Source organism: Streptantibioticus silvisoli (assembly GCF_027947535.2).
Lineage (GTDB): Bacteria > Actinomycetota > Actinomycetes > Streptomycetales > Streptomycetaceae > Streptantibioticus_C > Streptantibioticus_C silvisoli.
In genome coordinates, this window is sequence record NZ_JAAGKO020000018.1 from 25,523 (window position 1) to 47,699 (window position 22,177).

General features: G+C 74.3%; 18 protein-coding genes and 1 pseudogene. 6 read left to right on the top strand and 13 right to left on the bottom strand.

Annotation, left to right across the window (positions count from 1 at the left end):
• Positions 1 to 159 precede the first annotated feature (159 nt).
• The gene (locus tag POF43_RS14160; RefSeq protein WP_271317647.1) at positions 160 to 717 is read left to right on the top strand and encodes a PPA1309 family protein; all 558 of its coding nucleotides are present in this window, start codon (positions 160 to 162) and stop codon (positions 715 to 717) included.
• A 479-nt stretch (positions 718 to 1,196) separates the two neighbouring features.
• Here POF43_RS14160 and POF43_RS14165 read toward each other — a convergent pair whose 3' ends face one another.
• The 4 genes from POF43_RS14165 to POF43_RS14180 form a co-directional block, all read right to left on the bottom strand.
• Positions 1,197 to 2,279 carry a YlbL family protein gene (locus POF43_RS14165; RefSeq protein WP_271325673.1) on the bottom strand — a complete coding sequence of 361 codons (1,083 nt, stop codon included), beginning with the start codon at positions 2,277 to 2,279 and terminating at the stop codon, positions 1,197 to 1,199.
• A gap of 558 nt (positions 2,280 to 2,837) precedes the next feature.
• Positions 2,838 to 2,966 carry a hypothetical protein gene (locus tag POF43_RS14170; RefSeq protein WP_271318255.1) on the bottom strand — a complete coding sequence of 43 codons (129 nt, stop codon included), beginning with the start codon at positions 2,964 to 2,966 and terminating at the stop codon, positions 2,838 to 2,840.
• A gap of 181 nt (positions 2,967 to 3,147) precedes the next feature.
• Positions 3,148 to 3,615 carry a molybdenum cofactor biosynthesis protein MoaE gene (locus tag POF43_RS14175; protein WP_282704579.1) on the bottom strand — a complete coding sequence of 156 codons (468 nt, stop codon included), beginning with the start codon at positions 3,613 to 3,615 and terminating at the stop codon, positions 3,148 to 3,150.
• 160 nt (positions 3,616 to 3,775) lie between these two features.
• Positions 3,776 to 4,888 (bottom strand): SDR family oxidoreductase, encoded by a 1,113-nt coding sequence (locus POF43_RS14180; RefSeq protein WP_271317860.1) that lies wholly within the window; start codon positions 4,886 to 4,888, stop codon positions 3,776 to 3,778.
• Positions 4,889 to 5,285: 397 nt separating this feature from the next.
• Here POF43_RS14180 and POF43_RS14185 point away from each other — a divergent pair.
• Both POF43_RS14185 and POF43_RS14190 read left to right on the top strand, forming a co-directional pair.
• Positions 5,286 to 6,764: pseudogene (locus tag POF43_RS14185) on the top strand (zinc-dependent metalloprotease); the annotation flags it as partial.
• A complete protein-coding gene (locus tag POF43_RS14190) occupies positions 6,761 to 7,294 on the top strand; it encodes an NUDIX hydrolase (protein WP_271323198.1) in 534 nt (177 codons plus the stop codon). The pseudogene POF43_RS14185 and the gene POF43_RS14190, both read left to right, overlap by 4 nt.
• A gap of 482 nt (positions 7,295 to 7,776) precedes the next feature.
• Here the strand turns inward: POF43_RS14190 and POF43_RS14195 are convergent, their stop codons facing one another.
• Positions 7,777 to 8,328, bottom strand: coding sequence for a M48 metallopeptidase family protein (locus POF43_RS14195; RefSeq protein ID WP_271323203.1), 552 nt, complete (start codon positions 8,326 to 8,328; stop codon positions 7,777 to 7,779).
• 439 nt (positions 8,329 to 8,767) lie between these two features.
• Between POF43_RS14195 and POF43_RS14200 the strand changes: the two genes are divergently transcribed.
• Together POF43_RS14200 and POF43_RS14205 are read left to right on the top strand one after the other, a co-directional pair.
• Entirely contained in the window at positions 8,768 to 10,072 is a 1,305-nt protein-coding gene (locus POF43_RS14200; RefSeq protein ID WP_271323199.1) for a ThiF family adenylyltransferase, read from the top strand.
• 47 nt (positions 10,073 to 10,119) lie between these two features.
• A complete protein-coding gene (locus POF43_RS14205; protein ID WP_271323200.1) occupies positions 10,120 to 11,460 on the top strand; it encodes an ABC1 kinase family protein in 1,341 nt (446 codons plus the stop codon).
• A 10-nt stretch (positions 11,461 to 11,470) separates the two neighbouring features.
• Here the strand turns inward: POF43_RS14205 and POF43_RS14210 are convergent, their stop codons facing one another.
• From POF43_RS14210 to POF43_RS14230, 5 genes are all read right to left on the bottom strand, one after another.
• Positions 11,471 to 11,686 carry a hypothetical protein gene (locus POF43_RS14210; protein WP_271323201.1) on the bottom strand — a complete coding sequence of 72 codons (216 nt, stop codon included), beginning with the start codon at positions 11,684 to 11,686 and terminating at the stop codon, positions 11,471 to 11,473.
• Positions 11,687 to 11,806: 120 nt separating this feature from the next.
• Positions 11,807 to 12,121, bottom strand: a complete 315-nt coding sequence (locus POF43_RS14215) for a putative WhiB-interacting protein (protein WP_271323202.1) — start codon at positions 12,119 to 12,121, stop codon at positions 11,807 to 11,809.
• Positions 12,118 to 12,474: a WhiB family transcriptional regulator gene (locus POF43_RS14220; RefSeq protein ID WP_271315707.1), complete on the bottom strand. Its 357-nt coding sequence runs from the start codon at positions 12,472 to 12,474 to the stop codon at positions 12,118 to 12,120. Before POF43_RS14220 ends, POF43_RS14215 begins: the two co-directional genes overlap by 4 nt.
• A 167-nt stretch (positions 12,475 to 12,641) precedes the next feature.
• Positions 12,642 to 13,001 (bottom strand): hypothetical protein, encoded by a 360-nt coding sequence (locus POF43_RS14225; RefSeq protein ID WP_271315708.1) that lies wholly within the window; start codon positions 12,999 to 13,001, stop codon positions 12,642 to 12,644.
• A 197-nt stretch (positions 13,002 to 13,198) separates the two neighbouring features.
• Positions 13,199 to 15,457 carry an ATP-dependent DNA helicase UvrD2 gene (locus POF43_RS14230; RefSeq protein ID WP_271323204.1) on the bottom strand — a complete coding sequence of 753 codons (2,259 nt, stop codon included), beginning with the start codon at positions 15,455 to 15,457 and terminating at the stop codon, positions 13,199 to 13,201.
• A gap of 220 nt (positions 15,458 to 15,677) precedes the next feature.
• Here POF43_RS14230 and POF43_RS14235 point away from each other — a divergent pair, with 220 nt between their 5' ends.
• Complete coding sequence (locus POF43_RS14235) at positions 15,678 to 15,920, top strand: mycoredoxin (protein ID WP_271315709.1); 243 nt, start codon at positions 15,678 to 15,680, stop codon at positions 15,918 to 15,920.
• A 21-nt stretch (positions 15,921 to 15,941) separates the two neighbouring features.
• Here POF43_RS14235 and nudC read toward each other — a convergent pair whose 3' ends face one another.
• The 3 genes from nudC to POF43_RS14250 all read right to left on the bottom strand — a co-directional run bounded on the left by nudC (position 15,942) and on the right by POF43_RS14250 (position 22,164).
• Positions 15,942 to 16,871 carry an NAD(+) diphosphatase gene (nudC, locus tag POF43_RS14240; protein ID WP_271315712.1) on the bottom strand — a complete coding sequence of 310 codons (930 nt, stop codon included), beginning with the start codon at positions 16,869 to 16,871 and terminating at the stop codon, positions 15,942 to 15,944.
• Positions 16,872 to 16,976: 105 nt separating this feature from the next.
• A complete protein-coding gene (locus POF43_RS14245) occupies positions 16,977 to 18,374 on the bottom strand; it encodes a dipeptidase (protein ID WP_271315710.1) in 1,398 nt (465 codons plus the stop codon).
• 556 nt (positions 18,375 to 18,930) lie between these two features.
• A complete protein-coding gene (locus POF43_RS14250; RefSeq protein WP_282704580.1) occupies positions 18,931 to 22,164 on the bottom strand; it encodes an ATP-dependent helicase in 3,234 nt (1,077 codons plus the stop codon).
• Positions 22,165 to 22,177: the final 13 nt, after the last annotated feature.

Sequence of the window (22,177 nt, forward strand, 5' to 3'; positions counted from 1 at the left end):
CGCGCCGCGCACACCCCGCCGGCCGGTGATCCCACCTCGGCCGGCCGGCGCGTCCACGGCGCTTCGCCTGCGGCGCCCAGGGGCGGACACCACCCATGCAACTTACCTACGCGGCGGCCGGTTCCCGTTCCGGGGCCGGAGAAGGGCAGGATGGTGCCCATGTCCAACACTCCCAGCGGTGGCACGCCCGTCGCCGCAACCCCACTGACCCGTGCCGTACTGGAGATCGACGAGTACGCGGCCGGGCTCGGCTGGGACCAGCCCGCCCGCCTGTTCGCGCTGGTCGACACCGAGCGGCTGCGCGCGCAGGAACCGTCGCTGAGCGAGCAGCTCGGCCTGGAGGACGGCCAGGAGACCGCCGCGCTGACCCCGGTCGAGCAGGACGAACTCCCGGCCGGCACCGCGCTGGACGAGTTCCTGGCGACCATCGCCTGGCCCGACGTGGTGGCCGGCTGCGCGCTGACCGTCGAACGGCTGATGCTGCCGCCGAGCGCCGAGACGTCGATCCCCAAGGGCCTGACCGAGAAGGCGCTGACCGCCTGGGTCGCCGCCCACCCCGAGCGCCGCGAGGTCCGCATGACGGTCGGCGTCCTGCGCGACGGCACCCGTGAGTCGGCGATCCGGCTGCGCGAGAAGGACACGTCGTCGGAGGTGCTGACCGGGTCGGACCTGGTGCCGGGGCTGGCGGAGGCGCTGCGCGCGACGTTCGAGGGGTAGCCCTCCGGGGGTGGCGCGGGGGCCCTGCGGTGCGGGGGCTCAGGCGGTGCGGGGGGCTCTGCGGCGGGGTCTGCTGTGCGGCGCGGGGCTCGGCGCTCGGCGGCGCGGCCTGCTCAGCGGTGAGGTTCGAGTTCCCTTGCGGTGCCGTGCCGTGGGCCGTTGCCCGGAGCCGACGCGCCGCAGCCCGAACGGCTGAGGGGTCGGTGGGGCCCCGAGGAGCCCGGGGAGCGCCGAGGGCGCCTACGCGGAGCCCCGGGAGCCCCCAGGAGCCTCAGGATCCCCGCAGCAGAGCACCGTAGAGCCCCCGAGAAGCCGCGAGAAGCCCTGAGCCCGGCGTCGGTCCGATGATCGGACCGGCACCGGGCTCAAGCGGTTCCCGGCGCGACACGGGACGACACGGCACCGGCCGACACCACGGCGCCCCTCGCACGGCGCGGCACCGCACCGCGATCCGCGCCCCTCGCCGCGCTCGCGCGCGGTCAGCCCGCCGGGCAGCGGGGCAGGTCGGCGGTCTTGCCGGAACGTATGTCCGACAGGGCGTTGAGCGAGTCCTTGAGGGTCTTGACCTTGACCAGCCGCAGACCGGCCGGGGTGTCCTTGGACGCCTCCGCGCAGTTGTCCGACGGCGTCAGGAAGTACTGGGCCCCGGCCTCGCGGGCCGCGATGACCTTCAGCGAGATGCCGCCGATCGGCCCGACCGCGCCGTTGTCGTCGATCGTGCCCGTACCGGCCACGAACTTGCCGCCGGTCAGGTCGCCCGGCGTCAGCTTGTCGATCAGCCCCAGGCTGAACATCATCCCGGCGCTCGGCCCGCCGACGTCCGCCAGCTGGATCTTGATGGTGAACGGGAAGCTGTGCGCCTCCTCGGCCTGGATACCGACGATCGCCCGGCCGTCGCTCGCCTTCGCGGTGCGGATGGCGATGTTCCGCGTCACGTTCCCGGACGCCACGATGTCGGTGTCGCCCGACCCCTTCGCCGGCACCACGGTGAAGACCACCGTCTGGCCGGCCTTGTGCTTGGTGACCAGCTTCGCCACGTCCGTCGGGGCCTTGACCGCGCCGCCGTCGACCGCCTTGATCACGTCACCCGCGTGCAGCTTGCCCTGCGCCGGGCTGCCCTTGACCACCGAACCGACCACCACACGCGACTGCACCGGCAGCTTGAGCGCCTCCAGCGCCGCGACCTTCGCGCTGTCCTGCGACTCGGTGAACTCCTCGGCGTTCTCCTGGTCGGCCTGCTGCGAGGTCTGCCCCTGCGGGTACAGCGTGTCGTGCGGCACCACGCTGTCGTCGTGCGCCAGCCAGCCGGAAACCGCCTCGATGAGGTTCATCCGGTAGTCCGCGCCGGTCACCCGCACCGTCACCATGTTCAGGTGACCGGCCGTCGGATACGTACGGTGACCGGAAATCTGGAGCACCGGCTGCCCGTCGTTCTTGCCCAGCGTGTTGACCGTGGGCCCCGGCGACATCTCTGCGTACGGGACGGGGAGCAGCACCGCGACGCAGAACAGCACTATGAGCAGCAGCGTCGAGGTCAGCAGGGTCGCGGAGCGGCGTGACATGCCACGACCCTACGGGAACCGCCTGTGACGACGCCCGTTGGGCCGGTCCGTCCGGACGGCCCCGCGCGATACGCCCCGCGGGCGGGCCACCGCGCGACTGCGGGGAGTGACGGGCGCTCCGCGGGCCGGTACCGGGACGCTCCGCGGGCAGGCACCGGGACGCTCTGCGGGCAGGCACGGCGCCGCCGGCCCGGCGGCGCGCGGGGACACGTCCGACCGGGGTCGGGTTCCTGGCACGCGGATCCGTCCGCGGGGCATTTAGCGGGCGGTTTCGTCCGGGGACGGCCTCACCGGAGCGGTTGGCTTCACCGGTGCCGATCGCTTCACCGTGACGGGCGGCCTCACCGGCGCGGATGCCCTCACCGGTGCCGATCGCTTCACCGTACGAGCAGGCTCACCGGCGCGGATGCCCTCACCGGTGCCGACGGCTTCACCGTACGGGCGGACTCACCGGTGCCGCCGGCCTCACCGTGCGAGCGGGCTCACCGGCGCGGACGGCTTCACCAGCGGAGCGGGCCCACCGTTCGGACGGCTTGCCCATACGGGCGACCGGGCGTCCTACGCCTCCGGGCCGCCCGAGTGGGACTTGGCCATCGCCTCGCGGAAACGCGCGTAACCGGCGAGTGAGTTGAGGTCTCCCGCCTGTTTGCGGCGCCGGTCGGCCCATACGACCCACAAGCCCGCCACGACCCCTCCGATGACCGGAATCAGCAACCACTCCAGAGCCGCCACGCCGGCCTCCCGACCACACATACCGAAGTAGGACCTATGAGCACATTAACCGCCCACGTAATCAACGCTCAGTCGGCCCTCGCGGTTACGCAACCCGAACGCGTCCACTCCGGTGAACCACCCGCCACCCGCGGCGTCAGACCCCGACCCATTCCTGCGAACCGTCGGCGAACGCCTGGTGCTTCCAGATCGGCACCTCGCGCTTGAGGTCGTCGATCAGCCGCCGGCACGCCTCGAACGCCTCCCCGCGGTGCGCGCACCCGACCGCCACCACCACCGCCAGATCCCCCACCGCCAGCTCCCCCACCCGGTGCGCGGCCGCCAGCGCCAGCACGGGGAAGTCCGCCACCACCTTCTCCGCCACCCGCCGCAACTCCGCCGCCGCACTCGGATGCGCCGAGTACCCGAGCCCGGTCACCGCCGCCGGACCGTTGTCGTGGTTCCGCACCGTGCCGACGAACAGCGCCGTCCCGCCGGCCGCGTCGTCGCCCATCGCCGCGAACACCTCGTCCACCGACAGCGGGGTGTCCCGGATCGCCAACAACCTGATGGGTCCGTCGTCCCTGACCTCGCCCGTGCCCGCGTCGTTCGCCATACCGTCCATGGTCCCGCACCGCCGAAGCGCCCGACGCCCGACCGCCCCCTCAGCCCCGGCACCCTCCCCGGTCCGCCCGCCTCAGCCCTCCCAGCCCCCGTGGCCCCCGCACCCTCAGCCCCGCGCCCAGCGGCGGTCCGGCCCCCGCGACGCTCCCCGCTCCGCGCCCTCAGCCCCCGCGGCGCTTGCGGGCCCGGCGGACCAGCGCCGCCGTGCCGACCAGGGCCACCGTCGCACCGGCCGCGCCCAGCGTCGTCGCGTCCTTGCGCCCCAGCCGCCGGCCCACCACCGTGTGCCGCCCCTTGACCTCCTCCAGCAACGCCGCCAGCACCTCCTCGTTGCTCCAGCGCGGCCGCCATCCCGCCTCGTGCAACCGGCTGCCGCTGACCACCCACGGGTACCTCGTGTACTCGAGGTCCCCGGCCGGCGACGGCGTCAGGCCCAGCCGGTGCAGCCGGGCCGCCGCGCCCAGCGCGACCGCCTGCGGCAGCTCCATGCGCCGGATGCCCGACAGCTCCTCGACCTCCTCCTGCTCCAGCCAGCCGTCGCACCCCACGGCCATCTCGCCCTCGGCCCAGCCCAGCGCCGCGTACTCCAGCGCCTCCACCAGGTCGTCGACGTGGCAGAACTGCCAGCGCGGCCGGCTGCCCGCCACCACCAGCAACCGCGGCGACTCGAAGTACCGGGTCAGCGCGGTGTCGGTCCCGCCGACCAGTACCGCCGGGCGCACCACGGTCACGTTGAGTCCCGGATGCGCCCGCGGCGCCCGGCGGCCGAGCCGTTCGATCTCCAGCAGGTCCCCGACGCACGACGCCTCCTCGGTGGCCCGCAGCGGCGCGTCCTCCGCCAGCGGCACGTCGTTGTCGGCCAGCGCCCCGTAGACCATCGCCGACGTCACCAGCACCACCCGGTGCACCCCGGCGGCCGCGGCGGCGGTCAGCACGGTCTGGGTGCCGCGCACGTTGAACGCGGTGCGCGCCGCCGGATCCGACTCCAGGTCCATGTCGAGCGCCAGGTGCACCACGACGTCCACCGGCCGGTCCTCCAGCCGCAGCCGGTCCGCGATCGCCGGGTCCCGCACGTCCAGCACCCGCCACTGCGCCCCGGGCACGTCCGCGCGGCGTTCGTCGATCGCCACGACCTTCCTGACCTCCTCGGACGCGGCGAGCCGCAGCGCGAGCCGGTGACCGACCCCGGAGGCCGCGCCGGTGATCGCCACCACCGGGCGGGCGGAGGCACGAGTGCTCCGCCCTGAGCGAACGTGCGGTTCCGGGGAACTCACCGGGCTTCTCCCACTGTTGTCTCTGGTACGAGGTACGCCGGTCCCATCCTGCCCGAGAGTGTCTAGGCTGGAGGGACAAGGCCGACACAGACCACCACACCGAGCCGAACACACAGAGCCGAGGAAGCCCGTGAGTGACACCCCATTTGGATTCGGCGTCCCTCCTGAGGAGCCCGAGGACGGGGGCCGCGGGGCCGGCAGGCGTCCGAGCGGCAGCCACGGCGACTCCGACCCGGGTTCCGGCTCGGGCTCGGATTCCGGCTCGGGGTCGGGGTCGTCCGGCTCCGGTTCGGGGTCGGGGTCGTCCGGCTCGGGCTCGGGGTCGGGGTCTGGATCCGGCTCGGGTTCCGGCTCAGGGTCCGGATCGGGCTCCGGGTCCGGGTCCGGCTCGGGGTCCGGGTCGGGGTCCGGGTCCGGCGCGGGCGGTCCGTTCGGGTTCGGCGGGTTCGGCGGCTTCGGCGGCATGCCGGGCCTCGGCGGTGGCGCGGGAGCCGGCGGGGACAATCCGCTCTCCGCCATGTTCGGCGGTCTCAACCCCAACGATCTCGGCGCCGCCTTCCAGCAGCTCGGCCAAATGCTCTCCTTCGATGGTGGCCCGGTGAACTGGGACATGGCCAAGGACATCGCCCGCCAGACCGTCGCCCAGGGCACCGCCGACGGCACCAAGGATTCCAGCGTCGGCGCCTCCGAACGCGCCGCCGTCGAGGAGGCCCTGCGCCTGGCCGACCTCTGGCTGGACGACACCACCTCCCTGCCGTCCGGCGCCGGTTCCGCGGTGGCGTGGAGCCGGGCCGAATGGGTCGAGGCCACCCTGCCGGTGTGGAAGGAACTCGTCGACCCCATCGCCGAACGCGTCGGCGCCGCCATGGGCGGTGTGCTGCCCGAGGAGATGCAGGCCATGGCCGGCCCGCTCATCGGCATGATGCGCTCGATGGGCGGCGCGATGTTCGGCACCCAGATCGGCCAGGCCCTCGGCGTCCTGGCCGGCGAGGTCGTCGGCTCCACCGACGTCGGCCTGCCACTCGGCCCGGCCGGCAAGGCCGCGCTCATCCCGGTCAACATCACCGCCCTCGGCAAGGGCCTCGGCGTCCCGCAGGACGAGGTGCGGCTCTACCTCGCCCTGCGCGAGGCCGCGCACCAGCGCCTGTTCGCCCACGTCCCGTGGCTGCGCGCCCACCTGTTCGGCGCCGTCGAGGGCTACGCCCGCGGCATCTCCGTCGACACCGCACGCCTGGAGGACGCGGTCGGCCAGCTCGACCCGTCCAACCCGCAGGCCCTTCAGGACGCCCTCCAGCAGGGCATGTTCCAGCCCGAGGACACCCCGCAGCAGAAGGCGGCCCTCGCCCGGCTGGAGACCGCCCTCGCCCTGGTCGAGGGCTGGGTCGACGCCGTCGTGCACGCCGCCGCCGCACCCCACCTGCCGTCCGCCGGAGCGCTGCGCGAGACCCTGCGCCGCCGCCGCGCGAGCGGCGGTCCCGCCGAGCAGACCTTCGCCACCCTCATCGGCCTGGAACTGCGCCCGCGCCGCCTGCGTGACGCCGCCCGGCTGTGGGCCTCGCTCGCCGACGCCCGCGGCGCCGACGGCCGCGACGCGCTGTGGGAGCACCCCGACATGCTGCCCACCGCCGCCGACCTCGACGACCCCGACGGCTTCGTCCACCGCGAGCACGACGAGACGTTCGACTTCGACGCCCTCGACAAGCTCCTCGGCGACGCCGCCCGCGAACAGCACGAGACCACCGCAGGCACCGGTGCCGACTCCCCGAAGGCCGGCGACGGTGACGGGAAGCCGGGCGAGAGCCGGGACAGGACCGGCGACGACGGCGACGACGACGGCAAGGGCGACGGCAAGGGCAAGGGCGAAGACCGCACGTGACACTGCACGAGAACGCGGCCCACGTACTGAAGCAGTGGGCCGCGCCGGCGGACCTGCCCGAGCAGGACCGGCTGCGCCTGGCTTTCCTCGACCATCTCGCGGGCCACCCGGGCGGCATGTGGAAGGCCTGCGCCGACGGGCACATCACGGCCAGCGCGCTCGTCGTCGACCCCGACGGTGGCCGCGTCCTGCTCACCCTGCACAAGAAGATCCGCCGCTGGCTCCAGACCGGCGGCCACTGCGAACCGGACGACGCCTCCCTGCCGGCCTCCGCCCTGCGCGAGGCCACCGAGGAGTCCGGCATAACCGGCCTGACCCTGCTGTCCGGCGGCCCGGTCCGCCTAGACCGCCACCTGACGCCCTGCGCCTGGCACCTCGACGTCCAGTACGCCGCGCTGGCACCCGCCGGAGCGACCGAGGCGATCAGCGAGGAGTCGCTCGACCTGCGCTGGTTCCCGTACGCGCGGGTGCCGGAGGTGGCCGACGAGTCGGTCGTGCGCCTCCTGGAGGAGACGCTGCGCCGCCTGTGAGGCGCGGTGATGTCGGCGTGTCCGGGCGCGGGGCGTTGCGTGTTCCGGGGAATCGTTGACTGGTCGTTGTCAGTGACAACGGTTATGTACGGACCTGACCGTTGTCACTGACCCCACCGCGCGGTCACCGCCCCCGCCGCGTCACCGCCCCCGCCGTGTCACCGACCCACCGCCGTCACCACCACAGCGCCGTCATCAACCCAGCACTGTCACCGACCCCACCGCCGTCACCGACCCACCGCTACCACGGCCCGCGCCCGCCGCCGAGATCCACCGCACGCCGGCCGATCCGCGCGCCGAAGCCACGCACACCGAGCCGGAGGCCGCCACCCGGCAGACCGCCGAACCGGTGTCCGCCACCGCGCTCCGCCCGGCTCGACTCGGCCACCCGCCACTACTCGGCCTCCCACCACGACATCGCGGCCCCCGATCCGGCCCCCACGACGACTTCGCACCCGCGTCCCGGTTCGCCGTCCGCACGGTCAGACGCTCGGCGCCGGGTCCTCCGCGGCGCCGGCCCGCCGGGGCAGCCGTTCCGCCGCGGCGACCCCCTCCAGATAGCCGCGGGCCCGCTCGGTGCGCGGGTAGGACTCCAGCAGCTTCCAGAAACGTTCACCATGGCCGGGCACCAGCAGATGCGCGAGTTCGTGCAGCAGCACGTAGTCGACGACGTAGTCCGGCATGCCCTGCAACCGGTGTGACAGTCGGATACTCCCCTCGGCCGGGGTGCACGAGCCCCACCGCGAGTTCTGGTTGGTCACCCACCGCACGCCGGCCGGCCGCGCCCGCCCCTCCAGGTACTGCTCGGACAACAGCGTGGCGCGCTCCCCCAGTTCGGCGTCCCCGAGCATCCGCCGGCTCTCCTGCGCCGCCAGCTTGCGCAGCATCACGGTCACCCAGCGCCGCTCCTCGGCCACCGACATCCCCGCCGGGATCAGAACGATCGTCCGCCCGCCCTCCCGGTATGCGGAAACGGTTCTCCGGCGGCGGGCACTACGCCGCACCTCCACGTCGGCCGGACCTTCACCGGGCAGCGGGACGGCGGCGGGCGGGCCACAGGGCGCATCGGCGGACACGCTCCGACGTTACCCGCTCAACGACTTCGCCGTCGCGCGACTCGAAAGGCACCGTCGCGGGACAGCGGAGCGGAACCCCGATGAGGCGGCGGCCGGGCCGCGCCTCACGGTGGCCGAGCCCGGCTCGCGGCGGACGGGCCCCGACTCACAGGGGGCGGGTATCGCCTCACAGCGGTCGCGGGTCGCAATTGCAGCGGTCGCGTGTCGCCTCAAGGCGGTCGCGTATCGCCTCAAGGCGGCAGAGGGCGGCACATGTCGGAGCGAGGCGCGGTATGACGAGATGACCTTTCCCCCAGCCTGTGGATAACTTTCAGCGCCTTTCTCCCGCTTCGGTCCAGAATGAACATGTCCGGGCGGCGGATCCGCCGGCGTCCGGAGTCGATCACGGGAGACGGTCATGCACGCGATGCTCAAGCCGGCCATGCGCCGCACCTGGCGGGATCGCGACAGCGTCCAGTTCGGAGTGGACCCCGCGCACGCGGTCGTCCTGTCGCCGGTGGACGACGCCTCGGCACTGTTCCTCAAACTGCTCGACGGTACCCGCGGACCCGCCCTCCTGCGGGACGAGGCGACCGCGCTCGGCCTCGACGAGGAGCGGGCCGACCGCCTGCTGGCCACCCTCACTCGGGGCGGTGTGCTGGACGACGCGGACAGCCTGGCGGCCCTCGCGGGCGCCTTACGGCACCGGGACGCCGCGTTGGAACGGCTGCGGCCCGACTTCGCCTCCCTCTCGCTGCTGCACCCCGGACCGGGCACCGCGGCGGCCCTACTGGCGGCCCGGCGCACGATACGGGTCCAGGTACGCGGCGCGGGACGGGTGGGCGCCGCAGTGGCTGTGGTGCTGGCCGCGTCCGGCGTGGGCCAGGTCGACGTGCGGGACTCCGGCATGGTCCAGCCGTGGGACACCGCGCCGGGCGGCATCTCCTCCGCCCAGGTCGGCGAACGCCGCGACGCCGCCGCACGGGGTGCCATACGGCGTGCCGCCCCCGACCCGCGCCCGCCGGTGCGGTCCCCCCGGTCCGGCGGCCGCTCCGGGACCGAGCCCTCGCTCGCCCTCGTGGTGCTGGCGCCGCGGAACGGCCTGGGCGCCTACGCCCCCGACCCGTACGCGGCACGGGAGCTGATGGAGGCCGGCATCCCGCACCTGTACGCGGGCGTGCTGGAGGGCGTGGGCACGGTCGGCCCGCTGGTCGTGCCCGGGGTGACCGGCTGCGCGGGATGCCTGGAGGCCGCCCGTGCGGAGGCCGACGCGGCGTGGCCGAGGGTGCTGGCCCAGCTGCGTTCGTCGCGCCCGACCGGGCCACAGGCCTGCGACGTCGCCCTGGCCACCATGGTCTCCGGCCTGGCTGCGGCGCACGCGCTCGCGTTCCTGGACGCCGGCGTGCCCCCGGTGCCGTCCGACGTCCAGGACGGTTCGGCGGCGGAGGACCCGCCGCAGGACCCGGCGGCGGGTCCCGGCACCGGCGCCGGTGCCCCCTCCAGCTCCGGCGCCACCCCCGGCTCCGGCTCCGGCTGCACTGCTGGCCCAGGTCCCGGCTCCGGCTCCGGCTCCGGCTCCGGCTCCGGCTCCGGCTCCGGCTCCGGGACGCGGACGGAGTTCTCGCTGAGCGGGTTGGGTATGCGGGTGAATTCGGTGGTTCCGCATCCTGGATGTCCATGTGGTGCCGTTCGGGACGTACCGCGCGCGACAATGGCCGGGTGACCGTCCTTGGACCACGCGGACGGTACGCAGTGACGAAAGAGGGGCGCATGTCGGATCTTCCTCGCAAGGCAGTGACCCGGACCGCGAAGCTGGCCGCGCTGCCCCTCGGCTTCGCCGGCCGGGCCACCCTGGGGCTCGGCAAGCGGATCGGAGGCCGGCCGGCGGACGTGGTGGCGGTGGAGCTCCAGCAGCGCACCGCCGACCAGCTGTTCAAGGTGCTCGGCGAGCTGAAGGGGGGTGCGATGAAGTTCGGCCAGGCGATGTCGGTCTTCGAGGCCGCGCTCCCCGAGGAGGTCGCCGGGCCGTACCGGGCGGCGCTGACCAAGCTCCAGGACGCGGCGCCGCCGATGCCGGGCCGGACGGTGCGGCAGGTGCTGTCGGACCGGCTGGGTGCGGACTGGCGGGAGCTGTTCCTGGAGTTCGACGAGGAGCCGGCGGCGGCCGCCTCGATCGGGCAGGTGCACCGCGCGGTGTGGCACGACGGCCGGGACGTGGCGGTGAAGGTGCAGTATCCGGGCGCCGGCGCGGCCCTGCTGTCGGACCTGTCGCAGCTGGGGCGGGTGGCGCGGCTGCTGGGGCCGCTGATCCCGGGGATGGACATCAAGCCGTTGATCTCCGAGCTGCGCGACCGGGTGTCGGAGGAGCTGGACTACGCCCTGGAGGCGCAGGCGCAGCACACCCACGCCGCCGAGTTCGCCGACGATCCCGACATCGTGGTGCCGGACGTGGTCCACCAGGTCGACCAGGTGCTGGTCACCGAGTGGCTGGACGGGGTGCCGCTGGCCGAGGTGATCTCCGGCGGCACCGAGTCGGAGCGGGACCGGGCGGGGCAGTTGCTGGCGCACTTCCTGTTCGCCGGCCCGATCCGCACCGGGCTGCTGCACGCCGACCCGCACCCGGGCAATTTCCGGCTGCTGGTGGACGACGGCCCGGCGGAGGGGTGGCGGCTGGGGGTGCTCGACTTCGGCACGGTGGACCGGTTGCCGGAGGGACTGCCGGAGCCGATCGGCACGGCGTTGCGGCTGGCGCTGGAGGGCGACGCCGAGCAGGTGAACGCGATGCTGCGTCAGGAGGGGTTCGTCAAGCCGTCGATCCGGCTCGACCCGGAGGCGGTGCTGGACTACCTGCTGCCGATCATCGAACCGGCGCGACTGGAGGAGTTCCCGTTCAGCCGCGGCTGGATGCGCACGCAGGCGGCGCGGATCGCGGATCCGCGGTCGCCGGCCAACCAGTTGGGCAAGCAGTTGAACCTGCCGCCGTCCTACCTGCTGATCCACCGGGTGACGCTGAGCACCATCGGGGTGCTGTGCCAGCTGAACGCGACGGTGCGGCTGCGCGACGAACTGCTGGAGTGGCTGCCGGGGTTCGCCGGTCCCGGGGAGGAGTGAGCCGACGGCGTCACCACCAGGCGGGGTCGAGGCGGCCCTCGATGCCGCGCAGGTGGGTGCGGGCGCAGGCGTCGCACAGGTAGTGGCGGGTGCCGTCCTCGACGGCGAGGCTCCAGGTGAGCGGTGGTGTCGCGGCGGTCGCGCGGCAGTGGGCGCAGCTGACGGGAGCGCCCGCTTCGGGAGGCTGCGGGCGGTCGGAGGCGGGTTCTGCGCCGGTGGGGTCCACCGGGTGACGGTACCTGCGGGGGCGCCGGTTGTCCCGGGGTGCGGCTCAACGGGCGGTGGGGCCGGTCCCGTTCGGACCGGCCCCACCGTTTTTCGTTGTGCGATCGTGACCAGGCGGCGGTTACTGCATGACCACCTGGGCGAGGGCGCGGCGGGCCCGCAGCGAGGCGCGTTCGGCGCGGCGCTGCAGTCGGCTGGCGCGGGCCAGCCGACGGGCCATGCGTTCAGCCTCGGCCTCGTACAGGCGTTCCTGCACATGGGCACGGGCCAGCGCTTCTGGGATGAGTTGCATTTCTCGGGTCCTGTTCTGACACCGGGTGGTGGCGTCGGGCGTTCTGGTGGAGGCGTAGAGGACGGACGGGTTCATCGGGACCTGCTTCTGCGGATCAGCTGTCGTGGGGTGGTCGATCGTGCCGGCGGGGGGTCGGAGCCTCATGCGACGACCGCGTCCTTGCGCGGGCGGCCACGCGGCCGCTTCCGGGCGACCACCACGCCCTGGACGAACAGTTCGCCGCCCCAGACGCCCCAGGGCTCGCGGCGGTCCTTGGCCCCGTCGAGGCAGGCCTCCCGCACCGGGCAGGTCCGGCACAGGGCCTTGGCGTATTCGACGTCGGCCGGCGTCTCGGCGAAGAAGACCTCCGGGTCGTAGGAGCGGCACGGGACCGGTACGCCGAGGCGCTCGATCTCGTCGTCGAGGTCGGACAGGGGCAGCACGGTGGCCTCCGGGGCGGCGGGCGGGGAGATCTCTTCGGAAGGCGGTACGGACGGGGAGTGCGGCTCGGGGTACACGGTGTGTCTTCCTCGTCTGTCGGTCGGCCGGTGGGCCGGTCGTCGTGGTCGGTACCGGGTGGGTGGTTTCCGAAGCGCCTTCGCCGTTCCCGGGTGGGAAAACAGAAGGGCCGCGGTACCCGGTGTGCGGGTTCCGCGGCCCTGGAAGGTGCCGACCTGATGCGCTATCAGGCTGGATCTCTCCAGGGTTCGAGCCCGCGGAAGGGCCGCTTCTTGCTGGGGTAGAGCGTTGTTACGGCATTGCCGCCGGCAACCGGCTGCTGCTGGTGTCCGGCACCGCTGGCCACGGACCCGGATCCGGAGATCCAGGCCGCTTCCGCCACCGATGCCTTGGTCGGTCGCTCGATGACGATCCGGAACGCTTCCGCTGCCGCGGCGACGTTCAGGGAGACACCGGTGCCATGCAGATCGGTGGCGCCGGCCATCGAGGAACCCGCGCCGAGCAGGCAGGAAGCGGCCACCGAACGGCCGAAGGACATCGGGACGTCGACCGGCGCAACAGCGGTGAAGTGCGTGTTGGTGATCACGGGGACTCGCCTCCTCTCGGCGTCTTGTGGGCTTATGGGGACAGGGTCTTGCGGGGTTCTGCTGAACCGGAGGCGGTCCCGGTGAGGGGCCGTCCGGCACGTCTTTGTCCAGTACATCACGATTCGCTCGACCCCCGAAAGGGCCCGGCGACGACCGCGCCCCCGCAGGCTATGAGGATTACCTCGACGGGCGCAAACTATTTTCCGGGGGATTCGGAAACTTTCCTCCCGATCGTTTTCCCGGAATCCGCGCCTCCGGCCGCCTCTTCGGGCGGGGCCGGCCATTCCGCCCCGGAACACAGCGCCAGGACGTCGGCGCCGAACCGCTGCATCTTGCGCGCCGGCACCCCGGCGACCCGGATCAGGTCGGCCTCGTTCTCCGGTGCGTTCTCCGCGATGGCCAGCAGGGTCTTGTCGGTGAACACGCAGTACGCGGGCTGCCCGAGGTGCTTGGCCTGCGCGGCCCGCCAGCCCAGCAGCCGTTCGTACAGGCCCTCGTCCAGCTGCGCCGGGCAGTCCTCGCACCGCATGAGCTTGATCTCGCCGGCGTCCGACAGCGCGCGGCCGCAGACCCGGCAGTGCGCCGGACCGCGCCGCCGCGGCGGTGTCCGCTCGGCGCGCGCCCCGGTGCTCCCGGTGGAGCGGTCGGCGGCACCCCAGGAGATCCCGCCGCCGCCGGACCCCGCCGTCCTCGGGGCCGGACCGCCGTGCCGCAGTCCGGTCAGGAACCGTGACGGCTGCCGTCCGCCGCGGCCGCCCGGGGAACGCGACAGCGCCCAGGACAGCGTGAGGTGGGAACGGGCCCGGGTGACGCCGACGTACAGCAGCCGGCGTTCCTCCTCGACCTGTTCCGGGGTGCGGGCGTAGGTGATCGGCATCGTGCCCTCGGCCAGGCCGACGAGGAAGACCGCGTCCCACTCCAGTCCCTTGGCGGCGTGCAGCGAGGCGAGGGTGACGCCTTCGACGGTGGGCGCGTGCTGGGCGGCGGCGCGCTCGTCGAGTTCGGCGACGAGTTCCGCCAGCGTGGCGGCCGGCCGGGCCGCGGCGAGCTCCTCCGCCAGCCGCACCAGCGCCGCCAGCGACTCCCAGCGGTCCCGGGTGGCACCGGAACCGGCCGGCGGCCGCGGCGTCCAGCCCCGGGTGCCGAGCACCGCCCGCACCTGCGCCGGCAACGCCACCTCCTCCTGCCCGGGGACGGCGCCGCCGCCCGCCCGGGCCGCGCCGCGCAGCAGCAGTCCGGCCTCGCGGACCTCGGCCCGTTCGAAGAACCGCTCGGCGCCGCGCAACTGGTACGGCACCCCGGCGTCGGCCAGCGCATGTTCGTACAGCTCGGACTGGGCGTTGATCCGGAAGAGCACCGCGATCTCGCTGGGCCGGGTGCCGCGGTCGATGAGCGCCCGGACGCGGCGGGCGGTGCCCTCGGCCTCGGCGGGCTCGTCGGTGTACTCGGTGAACGAGGGTTCGGGGCCGGCCGGGCGCTGCGAGACCAGGTCGAGGCGGTGGGCGGCGGCCTTGCCGGCGGCCTGGGCCAGCAGCCCGTTGGCCAGGTGGACCACCTGCGGGGTGGAGCGGTAGTCGCGCACCAGCTTGACCACTGTCGCGTCCGGGTGCCGCAACCGGAAGTCCAGCAGGTAGTCGGGGGTGGCGCCGGTGAAGGAGTAGATGGTCTGGCTGGCGTCGCCCACCACGCACAGGGTGTCGCGGCCGCCGAGCCACAGGTCCAGCAGCCGCTGCTGGAGCGGGCTGACGTCCTGGTACTCGTCGACCACGAAGTGCCGGTACTGCGACCGGACCTGCTCGGCGACGTCGAGCCGCTCCTCCAGCACCCCGACGGTCAGCAGCAGCACGTCCTCGAAGTCGATGACGTCCCGCTCCCGCTTGAGCTGTTCGTACCCGGTGTAGACGGCGGCGATCTCCGCCGGGTCGCGCGGCGCCTCGCGGCCGGCCCGCACGGCGGCCGCCGGGTAGTCCTCCGGCACGGTCTGGGTGACCTTGGCCCACTCGATCTCACCGGTGAGATCGCGCAGTTCGGAGCGGTCCAGCCGCAGCCGCAACCGGGTGGCCGCCTCGCTGACCAGCTGGACCTTGCGCTCCACCAGCCGGGGCAGCCGACCGCCGACCGCCCGGGGCCAGAAGTACTGCAACTGCCGCAGCGCCGCCGAGTGGAAGGTGCGCGCCTGCACCCCGCCGGCCCCCAACTGGCGCAGCCGCCCGCGCATCTCGCCGGCGGCGCGCGCGGTGAAGGTGACCGCCAGCACGCTCCCGGGCTGGAGTATCCCGGCGCGCACCCCATAGGCGATCCGGTGGGTGATGGCCCGGGTCTTGCCGGTGCCGGCGCCCGCCAGGACGCACACCGGCCCGTGCAGGGCGGTCGCCACCGCGCGCTGCTCGGGGTCGAGGCCGTCGAGCACCGCGTCGGCCGTCTCCGGCACGGGGGGGAAGAGCGCGGCTTCCATGGATGCGGTCACCCCGTCATGCTCGCAGGTCGGATCGGCGGGCCGGAAAAGTTGTCCACAGCCCCTCCGCTTCAGTCATACGAACGCCACCGCCTGTGGACAACGGCCCCGGGAATGGCCGGGGTCCGGTGTACGTTTTCACCACTGCCGAGGCGATGGCCCAGCACCGCCGGAGCACTGACAGCACGACGTCGAACGACGACCAAGGAGCACACGGACGATGCCTGCCGGCGTGACGATGTACAGCACCACCTGGTGCGGCTACTGCCGCCGCCTGAAGAGCCAGATGCAGCGTGAGGGGATCGAGTACACCGAGATCAACATCGAGGAGGACCCGGAGTCGGCGGCGTTCGTGGCGAAGGCGAACGGCGGCAACCAGACGGTGCCGACCGTGCTCTTCCCCGACGGCAGCACGCTGACCAACCCGTCCCTCGCCCAGGTCAAGGAGAAGATCGGCGCCTGAGCGGGGGGACGGGTCGCGGCCTCAGACCGGTTGCGCCGCCTGGCGCGGCGCGCCGGGGAGCGGCTTGCCGTACCAGAGTTCGATGAGGCGGGCGGCGATGGAGATGCCGCTGGGCGGCAGGATGTCACCGGCCTCGATGCCCTGGCGCAGGTCGTCGCGGGAGAACCAGCGAGCTTCGTGGATCTCCTCGCCGTCCACCTGGATGGTGTCGCTGCCGGCCCGGGCCATGAAGCCCAGCATCAGGCTGGACGGGAACGGCCACGGCTGGCTGGCCACGTAGCTGACCTCGGCGACCTCGACGCCGGCCTCTTCGGCGACCTCGCGGACGACGGCCTGCTCGATGGACTCACCGGGCTCGACGAAGCCGGCGAGCGTGGAGAAGCGACCGGCCGGCCAGTGCATCTGGCGGCCGAGCAGCGCGCGGTCCTGGCCGTCGGTGACCAGCATGATCACCGCGGGGTCGGTGCGCGGGTAGTGCTCGGCGGCGCAGTCCGGGCAGCGCCGGACGTGGCCGGCGGCGACGATGGTGGTGCGGGCGCCGCAGCGGGAGCAGAAGCGGTGCATCCGCTGCCAGTTCTCCAGCGCGACGGCGTGCACCATCAGGCCTGCGTCCCGTTCGGACAGCTGGCCGCCGACCTCGCGCAGGCCGGCCGGGCGGGCGGCTGCGTCCATGCGGCCCGGCAGGCTGTCCTGCTGGAGGGCGAAGTAGTGCGTACCGCCCTCGTCGGTGCCGAGGAAGTAGCGGTGGTTCTCGCTGACCGGGGCGTCGAACGGCGGTACCAGGACCAGTTCGGTCCGGCCGTCGGCGGTGTCCTCGACCAGCACCTGCCCGCCGGAGACCACCAGGACGCGGGTGGACGGATGGCTCCAGGCCGCCGCGAGCCACGCCTCGTCGAGGCGGTGGTGGGCGGCGCGGTCGACGCCGGGGCGGCTGAGGGCCAGCGGACGCATGGGCAAGGGCGCTTCTGCTAGGGACAAGGTCGCTTCCAACTCCCCCTGGGACGTGGACAATTGTCGAGCGTACGGCCGGCTCCGGGGCGGAGGCGGCCGCGCGGGTCAGCGGGGCCGATTGTCGGCCAGGTCGGCCCAGAGGTACGCGGTGGTCTCCACGCCCTTGAGCAACAGGTCCAGCTCGACCTTCTCGTTCACCGAGTGCCAACCGTCGGACGGCACGGAAATTCCCAGGAAGAGCACCGGGGCCCCGAGAACGTCCTGAAGGTCGGCGGCCGGACCGGAACCACCCTCACGAGTGAACCGGATCGGCTGCTGGAAGGCGCGGCCCATGGCGCGGACCACCGCCTGGAGGGCCGGATGGTCGAGCGGGGTCAGGCAGGGGCGGGTGGCGCCCCAGAAGGTGATCTCGTGCCGGATGCCGGCCGGCAGCGTGGCGGCGACCCAGTCGGCGACCGCCTGCTGGACCTTGTCGGTGTCCTGGCCGGCGACCAGCCGGAACGACAGCTTGAGCTGGGCGGTGGACGGGACGACGGTCTTGCCGCCGGGGCCGCCGTAGCCGCCGTGGATGCCGTTGACCTCGGCGGTGGGGCGGGCCCAGACGCGTTCCAGGGTGCTGTAGCCGGTCTCGCCGAGGGTGGCGGAGGACTTGGCGGTGCGCAGCCAGGCGTCCTCGTCGAAGGGCAGTTCGGCGAAGAGGGCGCGCTCGTCGTCGGTCAGCGGCGTGATGCCGTCGTAGAAGCCGGGGATCGCGACCCGGCGGTCCCGGTCGTGCAGGGCGGCGGCCAGCCGGGCGGCCTCGGTGGCCGGGTTGGGCACCGCGCCGCCGAACGAGCCGGAGTGGATGTCCTGGGCGGGCCCGTACAGGTCGATCTGGCAGTCGGCGAGGCCGCGCATGCCGGTGCAGACGGTCGGGGTCTCGGCGGACCACATGCCGGTGTCGGAGACGATCACCGCGTCGCAGGCCAGCCGGTCGGCGCGGTCGCGCAGCAGGGCGGCGAAGTTCGGCGAGCCGGACTCCTCCTCGCCCTCGATGAGCAGCTTGAGGTTGACGGCCGGCGTGGTGCGGCCGGTGGCGGCGAGGTGGGCGCGGACGCCGAGGGTGTGGAAGAAGACCTGGCCCTTGTCGTCGGCGGCGCCGCGCGCGTAGAGGCGGCCGTCGCGGGTCTCGGGCTCGAACGGGTCGCTGTCCCAGCCGTCCTCGCGGGCGGCGGGCTGGACGTCGTGGTGGCCGTAGACCAGCACCGTCGGGGCGTCCGGGTCGCCGGAGGGCCACTCGGCGTAGACCGCGGGCAGCCCGGCCGTCGGCCAGACCTCGGTCACCGGGAAGCCGGTGGCGCTCAGCTGCGCCGCGAGCCATTCGGCACTGCGGGCCACGTCGCCGGCCCGGGCGGGGTCCGCCGAGACGGACGGAATGCGCAGCCAGGCGGCGAGGTCGGCGAGGAACGCCTCGCGGTGGGCCTCGATGTACGCGCGGACGGCGTTGTCCGTGGTGCTGGTCATACGTCGAGCCTAGCCCGGATGCCGGACCGGCCCGGCGGCAGGACCACCCGAAGCCGCCCGGAATCCCCCTCCGGCGCCACCCGGCGGCCCGCACCGGGCGCACCGCGGCCGCCGGACCCGGCCGGCGCCGGTGACCGCGTTCGAACGCCGGCGTCCCCCCACGCCCCGGCCGCGCGCGCCGCCGCTCCCGGCGGCACCGGGTGCCGACGGGGTGGGACGGCGGCGGGGGCGGGACGGCGGCGGGGCGCCGGCTCGGGGAGGCGACTGCGCCCGTGCCGTGCGGCAGGCGGCGCCCCTGACGGGCGGACCGGCGGATACGCGTCAAGGCGGAGGCGCGGACCGGCGGAGACCGGCGGACCGCCGGAGGCGCCGAAAGGCGGCGGCGCGGACCGGCGGAGATGCGGACATCCCCAGAGAGATCCCCCACGCCTCACGGGCGGGCGCCGTCCCCGCTTCCGCCGACAGCGGTCGTCCCCCGACAGCAGCCGCTCCCCCGACAAGAACCGTTCCCCCGACAGCGGTCATCCCCCCGACAAGAAGCCGCCCCCGACAGCGGTCATCCCTCCGACAGCAGTCGTTCCAGGGCCGGGCGGTCGGGGAGGGCGGCGGGGTGTACGACGCGGCCGGTGCGGATGTAGACGAAGGCGGCGGTGACGCGGTCGAGGGGGACGCCGGCGCGTTCGGCCCAGGCGAGGCGGTAGACGGCGAGCTGGAGCGGGTCGGCGACCGGGGCGCGGTGGGTCTTCCAGTCGACGATCTCGTAGCCGCCGGCGCCCGTGCCGTCCGGGCCGGTGCGGTAGACCGCGTCGATGCGTCCGCGCACCACGCGTCCGGCGAGCCGGAGCTGGACCGGGACCTCGACGCGGTACGGCGTGAGGTGGGCGTAGGGGGTGCGCAGGAACGCCTCCTTGAGGGCGGCGAGGTCCTCCTCGTCGTCGATGGCGGCGCCGGGGTCGGGCTCGATGCCGGGCAGTTCGTCCAGGCCGAGCAGCGGGACCTCCTCGAACCGGGACTGCACCCAGGCGTGGAAGCGGGTGCCGCGCCGGGCGGCGGGCTGCGGGGGCCGGGGGACGGGCCGGGCCAGCTCGCGGGCGAACTCGGCGGGGTCGGCGGCCAGCCGCATCAGCTGGGTCGCGGTCAGCGAGGCGGGCAGCGGGACGTGCCGGACCGTGCGGCGCGCCAGCCGCAGTTCGCCGGCCAGCGCGTCGAGGTCCCGGTCCCAGGAGGCGGCGAGCCGGCTCTCCTCCGGGGTCAGTCCGGGGTCGGCGGGCGGCCCGGCGTCGGCGTGGTCCGGCGGGTCGAGCAGGCCGAGCACGGCGTCGGCGGCGGCGCGGCGGCGGCGCAGCGCGACCGGGTCGAGCGGCAGCGGCCAGGTGTGGTCGCCGGCGGTGTCCAGGGCCGGGTTCGTCTCCTGCTCGGCGGGCGGTTCGGCCCAGTGCTCGACCTCGCCGTACCCGGCCTCGCAGTGCTCGCGCAGCCGGTCGAGGAACGCGGACGGGCCGCGCGGGGTCTTCTGGGTGGGCCCCCACCAGTGGCCGCTGGCCAGCAGCAGGGAGCGCGGGCGGGTGAACGTGACGTAGCCGAGCCGCAGTTCCTCGGTGGCGTTGTGCTCGCGCATCTGCGCGCGGAAGCCGTCGACGCCCTTCTTGGTCCACTCCGCGACGTCGGGCAGCGTGGCGGTGTCGCCGCGCAGCGCGTGCGGCAGGACCTGGGCGTGCCAGGGCCACAGTTCGCGGACCTTGGCGCTGGGGAACGCCTCGCGGACCAGGCCGGGGACGACGACGACGTCCCACTCCAGGCCCTTGGACTTGTGGGCGGTCAGGACCTTGACGGTGTTCTCGCCGCCGGGCAGCGAGCTGTCGAGGCCCTTCTCGTGCCGGGCGGCGGCGCGCAGGAAGGCCAGGAACGCCAGCAGGCTCGCCTCGCCGTCGAGGGAGGCGAAGCCGGCGGCGACGTCGAGGAAGGAGCGCAGGGTCTCGCGGCGCCGGGCGGCCAGCGCCTGCGGGGAGGCGGCCAGTTCGACCTCCAGGCCGGTGACCGCCAGGACCCGGTGCAGTACGTCCATCAGCGGGTCGGCGAGCGACCGGCGCAGGTCGCGTATCTCGGTGGCGAGGGCGGCGAACCGGTGCCGGGCCTCGGCGGAGAACGGCAGGCCGTCGTCGTGGCCGGCCGGGCCGGTGAAGGTCTCCAGCGCGTCGGCGAGCGAGACGACCTCGGCCGGGTCGGTGCCCTCGACGGCGCGGGCCAGCGCTTCCCGGACGTCGGCGGCGTCGGCGCCGCCGGGGCCGTGGCGCACCAGGAGGCGGGCGCGGCGGCCGAGGAGGGCCAGGTCGCGGGGGCCGATCCGCCAGCGCGGGCCGGTCAGCAGCCGGACCAGGCCGGCGTTGGCGGTGGGGTCGTGCAGGACCTCGCAGGTGGCGACGAGGTCGGCGACCTCGGGCAGGTGCAGCAGCCCGGAGAGCCCGACGACCTCGACGGGCACGTCGCGGGCGACCAGCGCGGCGTGGATGTCGGCGAACTGGCCGCCGGTGCGGCACAGCACCGCGATCTCGCCGGGCGGGGTGCCGGTGGCGGTGAGGTGGCGGACGGAGTCGGCCAGCCAGCCGATCTCGTCGGCCCGGGTGGGCAGCAGGGCGCAGCGCACCAGGCCGTCGTGTTCGGCGCCGGGCGCGGGCCGCAGCGCCTCGACGCCCTCGTGCCGCCGGCGCAGCGGTGCGGCCAGCGCGTTGGCGAAGTCGAGCAGCCGGCCGCCGCTGCGGCGGTTCTCGCTGAGGCTGTAGCGGCGGGCCGGGGTGCCGTCGCGGCGCGGGAAGTGCTCGGGGAAGTCGTCGAGGTTGGCGACCGAGGCGCCGCGCCAGCCGTAGATGGCCTGGCAGGGGTCGCCGACGGCGGTGACCGGGTGGCCGGTGCCGGCGCCGAACAGGGCTGCCAGCAGCAACCGCTGGGCGACGGAGGTGTCCTGGTACTCGTCGAGCAGGACGACCCCGAACTCCTCGCGCAGCAGCGTGCCGACCTCGGGGCGGGTGCCGGCCAGCCGGGCGGACAGCGCGATCTGGTCGCCGAAGTCGAGCAGGTCGCGGCGGTGCTTCTCGGCGCGGTAGGCGGTGACGAGGGCGGCGAGGTCCTGCCGGCCGCGCACGGCGGGCGCGACGTCGCGCAGCCAGGCGTAGCCGCGCCGGGCCGGGTCGAGGCGGTCGAGTTCGGCGGTGAGCGCCGCGTCGTACTCGCGCACGGCGTCGGGGGGGACGAGGTGTTCGGACAGTTCGCCGTCGAGCGCGAGCAGGTCGGCGGCGAGGGTGGGCAGGCTCTTGGTCAGGTGCGGGTAGGGGCCGGGGGCGGCGGCCAGGACCCGGGCGGCGAGCTGGAAGCGGGTGGCGTCGGCGAGCAGCCGGGAGCCGGGTTCCAGGCCGATGCGCAGGCCGTGGTCCTTCAGCAGCTGCCCGGCGAACGCGTGGTAGGTCGACACCCGCGGTTCGCCGCCGGCCCCGTCGGGCGTGTCGGGGTCGGGGTCGGTGACGCCGGCCCGCACCAGCGCGGTGCGGACGCGTTCGGCCAGTTCGCCGGCCGCCTTGTTGGTGAACGTCAGGCCCAGCACACGGTCCGGGGCGACCTGTCCGGTGCCGGCCAGCCAGACGACGCGGGCGGCCATCACCGTGGTCTTGCCCGAGCCGGCCCCGGCCACGATGACCCCGGGTTCCAGCGGTGCCGTCACGCAGGCCATCTGCTCGGGGGTGAACGGGATGCCCAGCAGCGTCTTGAGCTGCTCGGGGTCGGTGAGAGGTGACGGCACTCCGAGAGGCTAA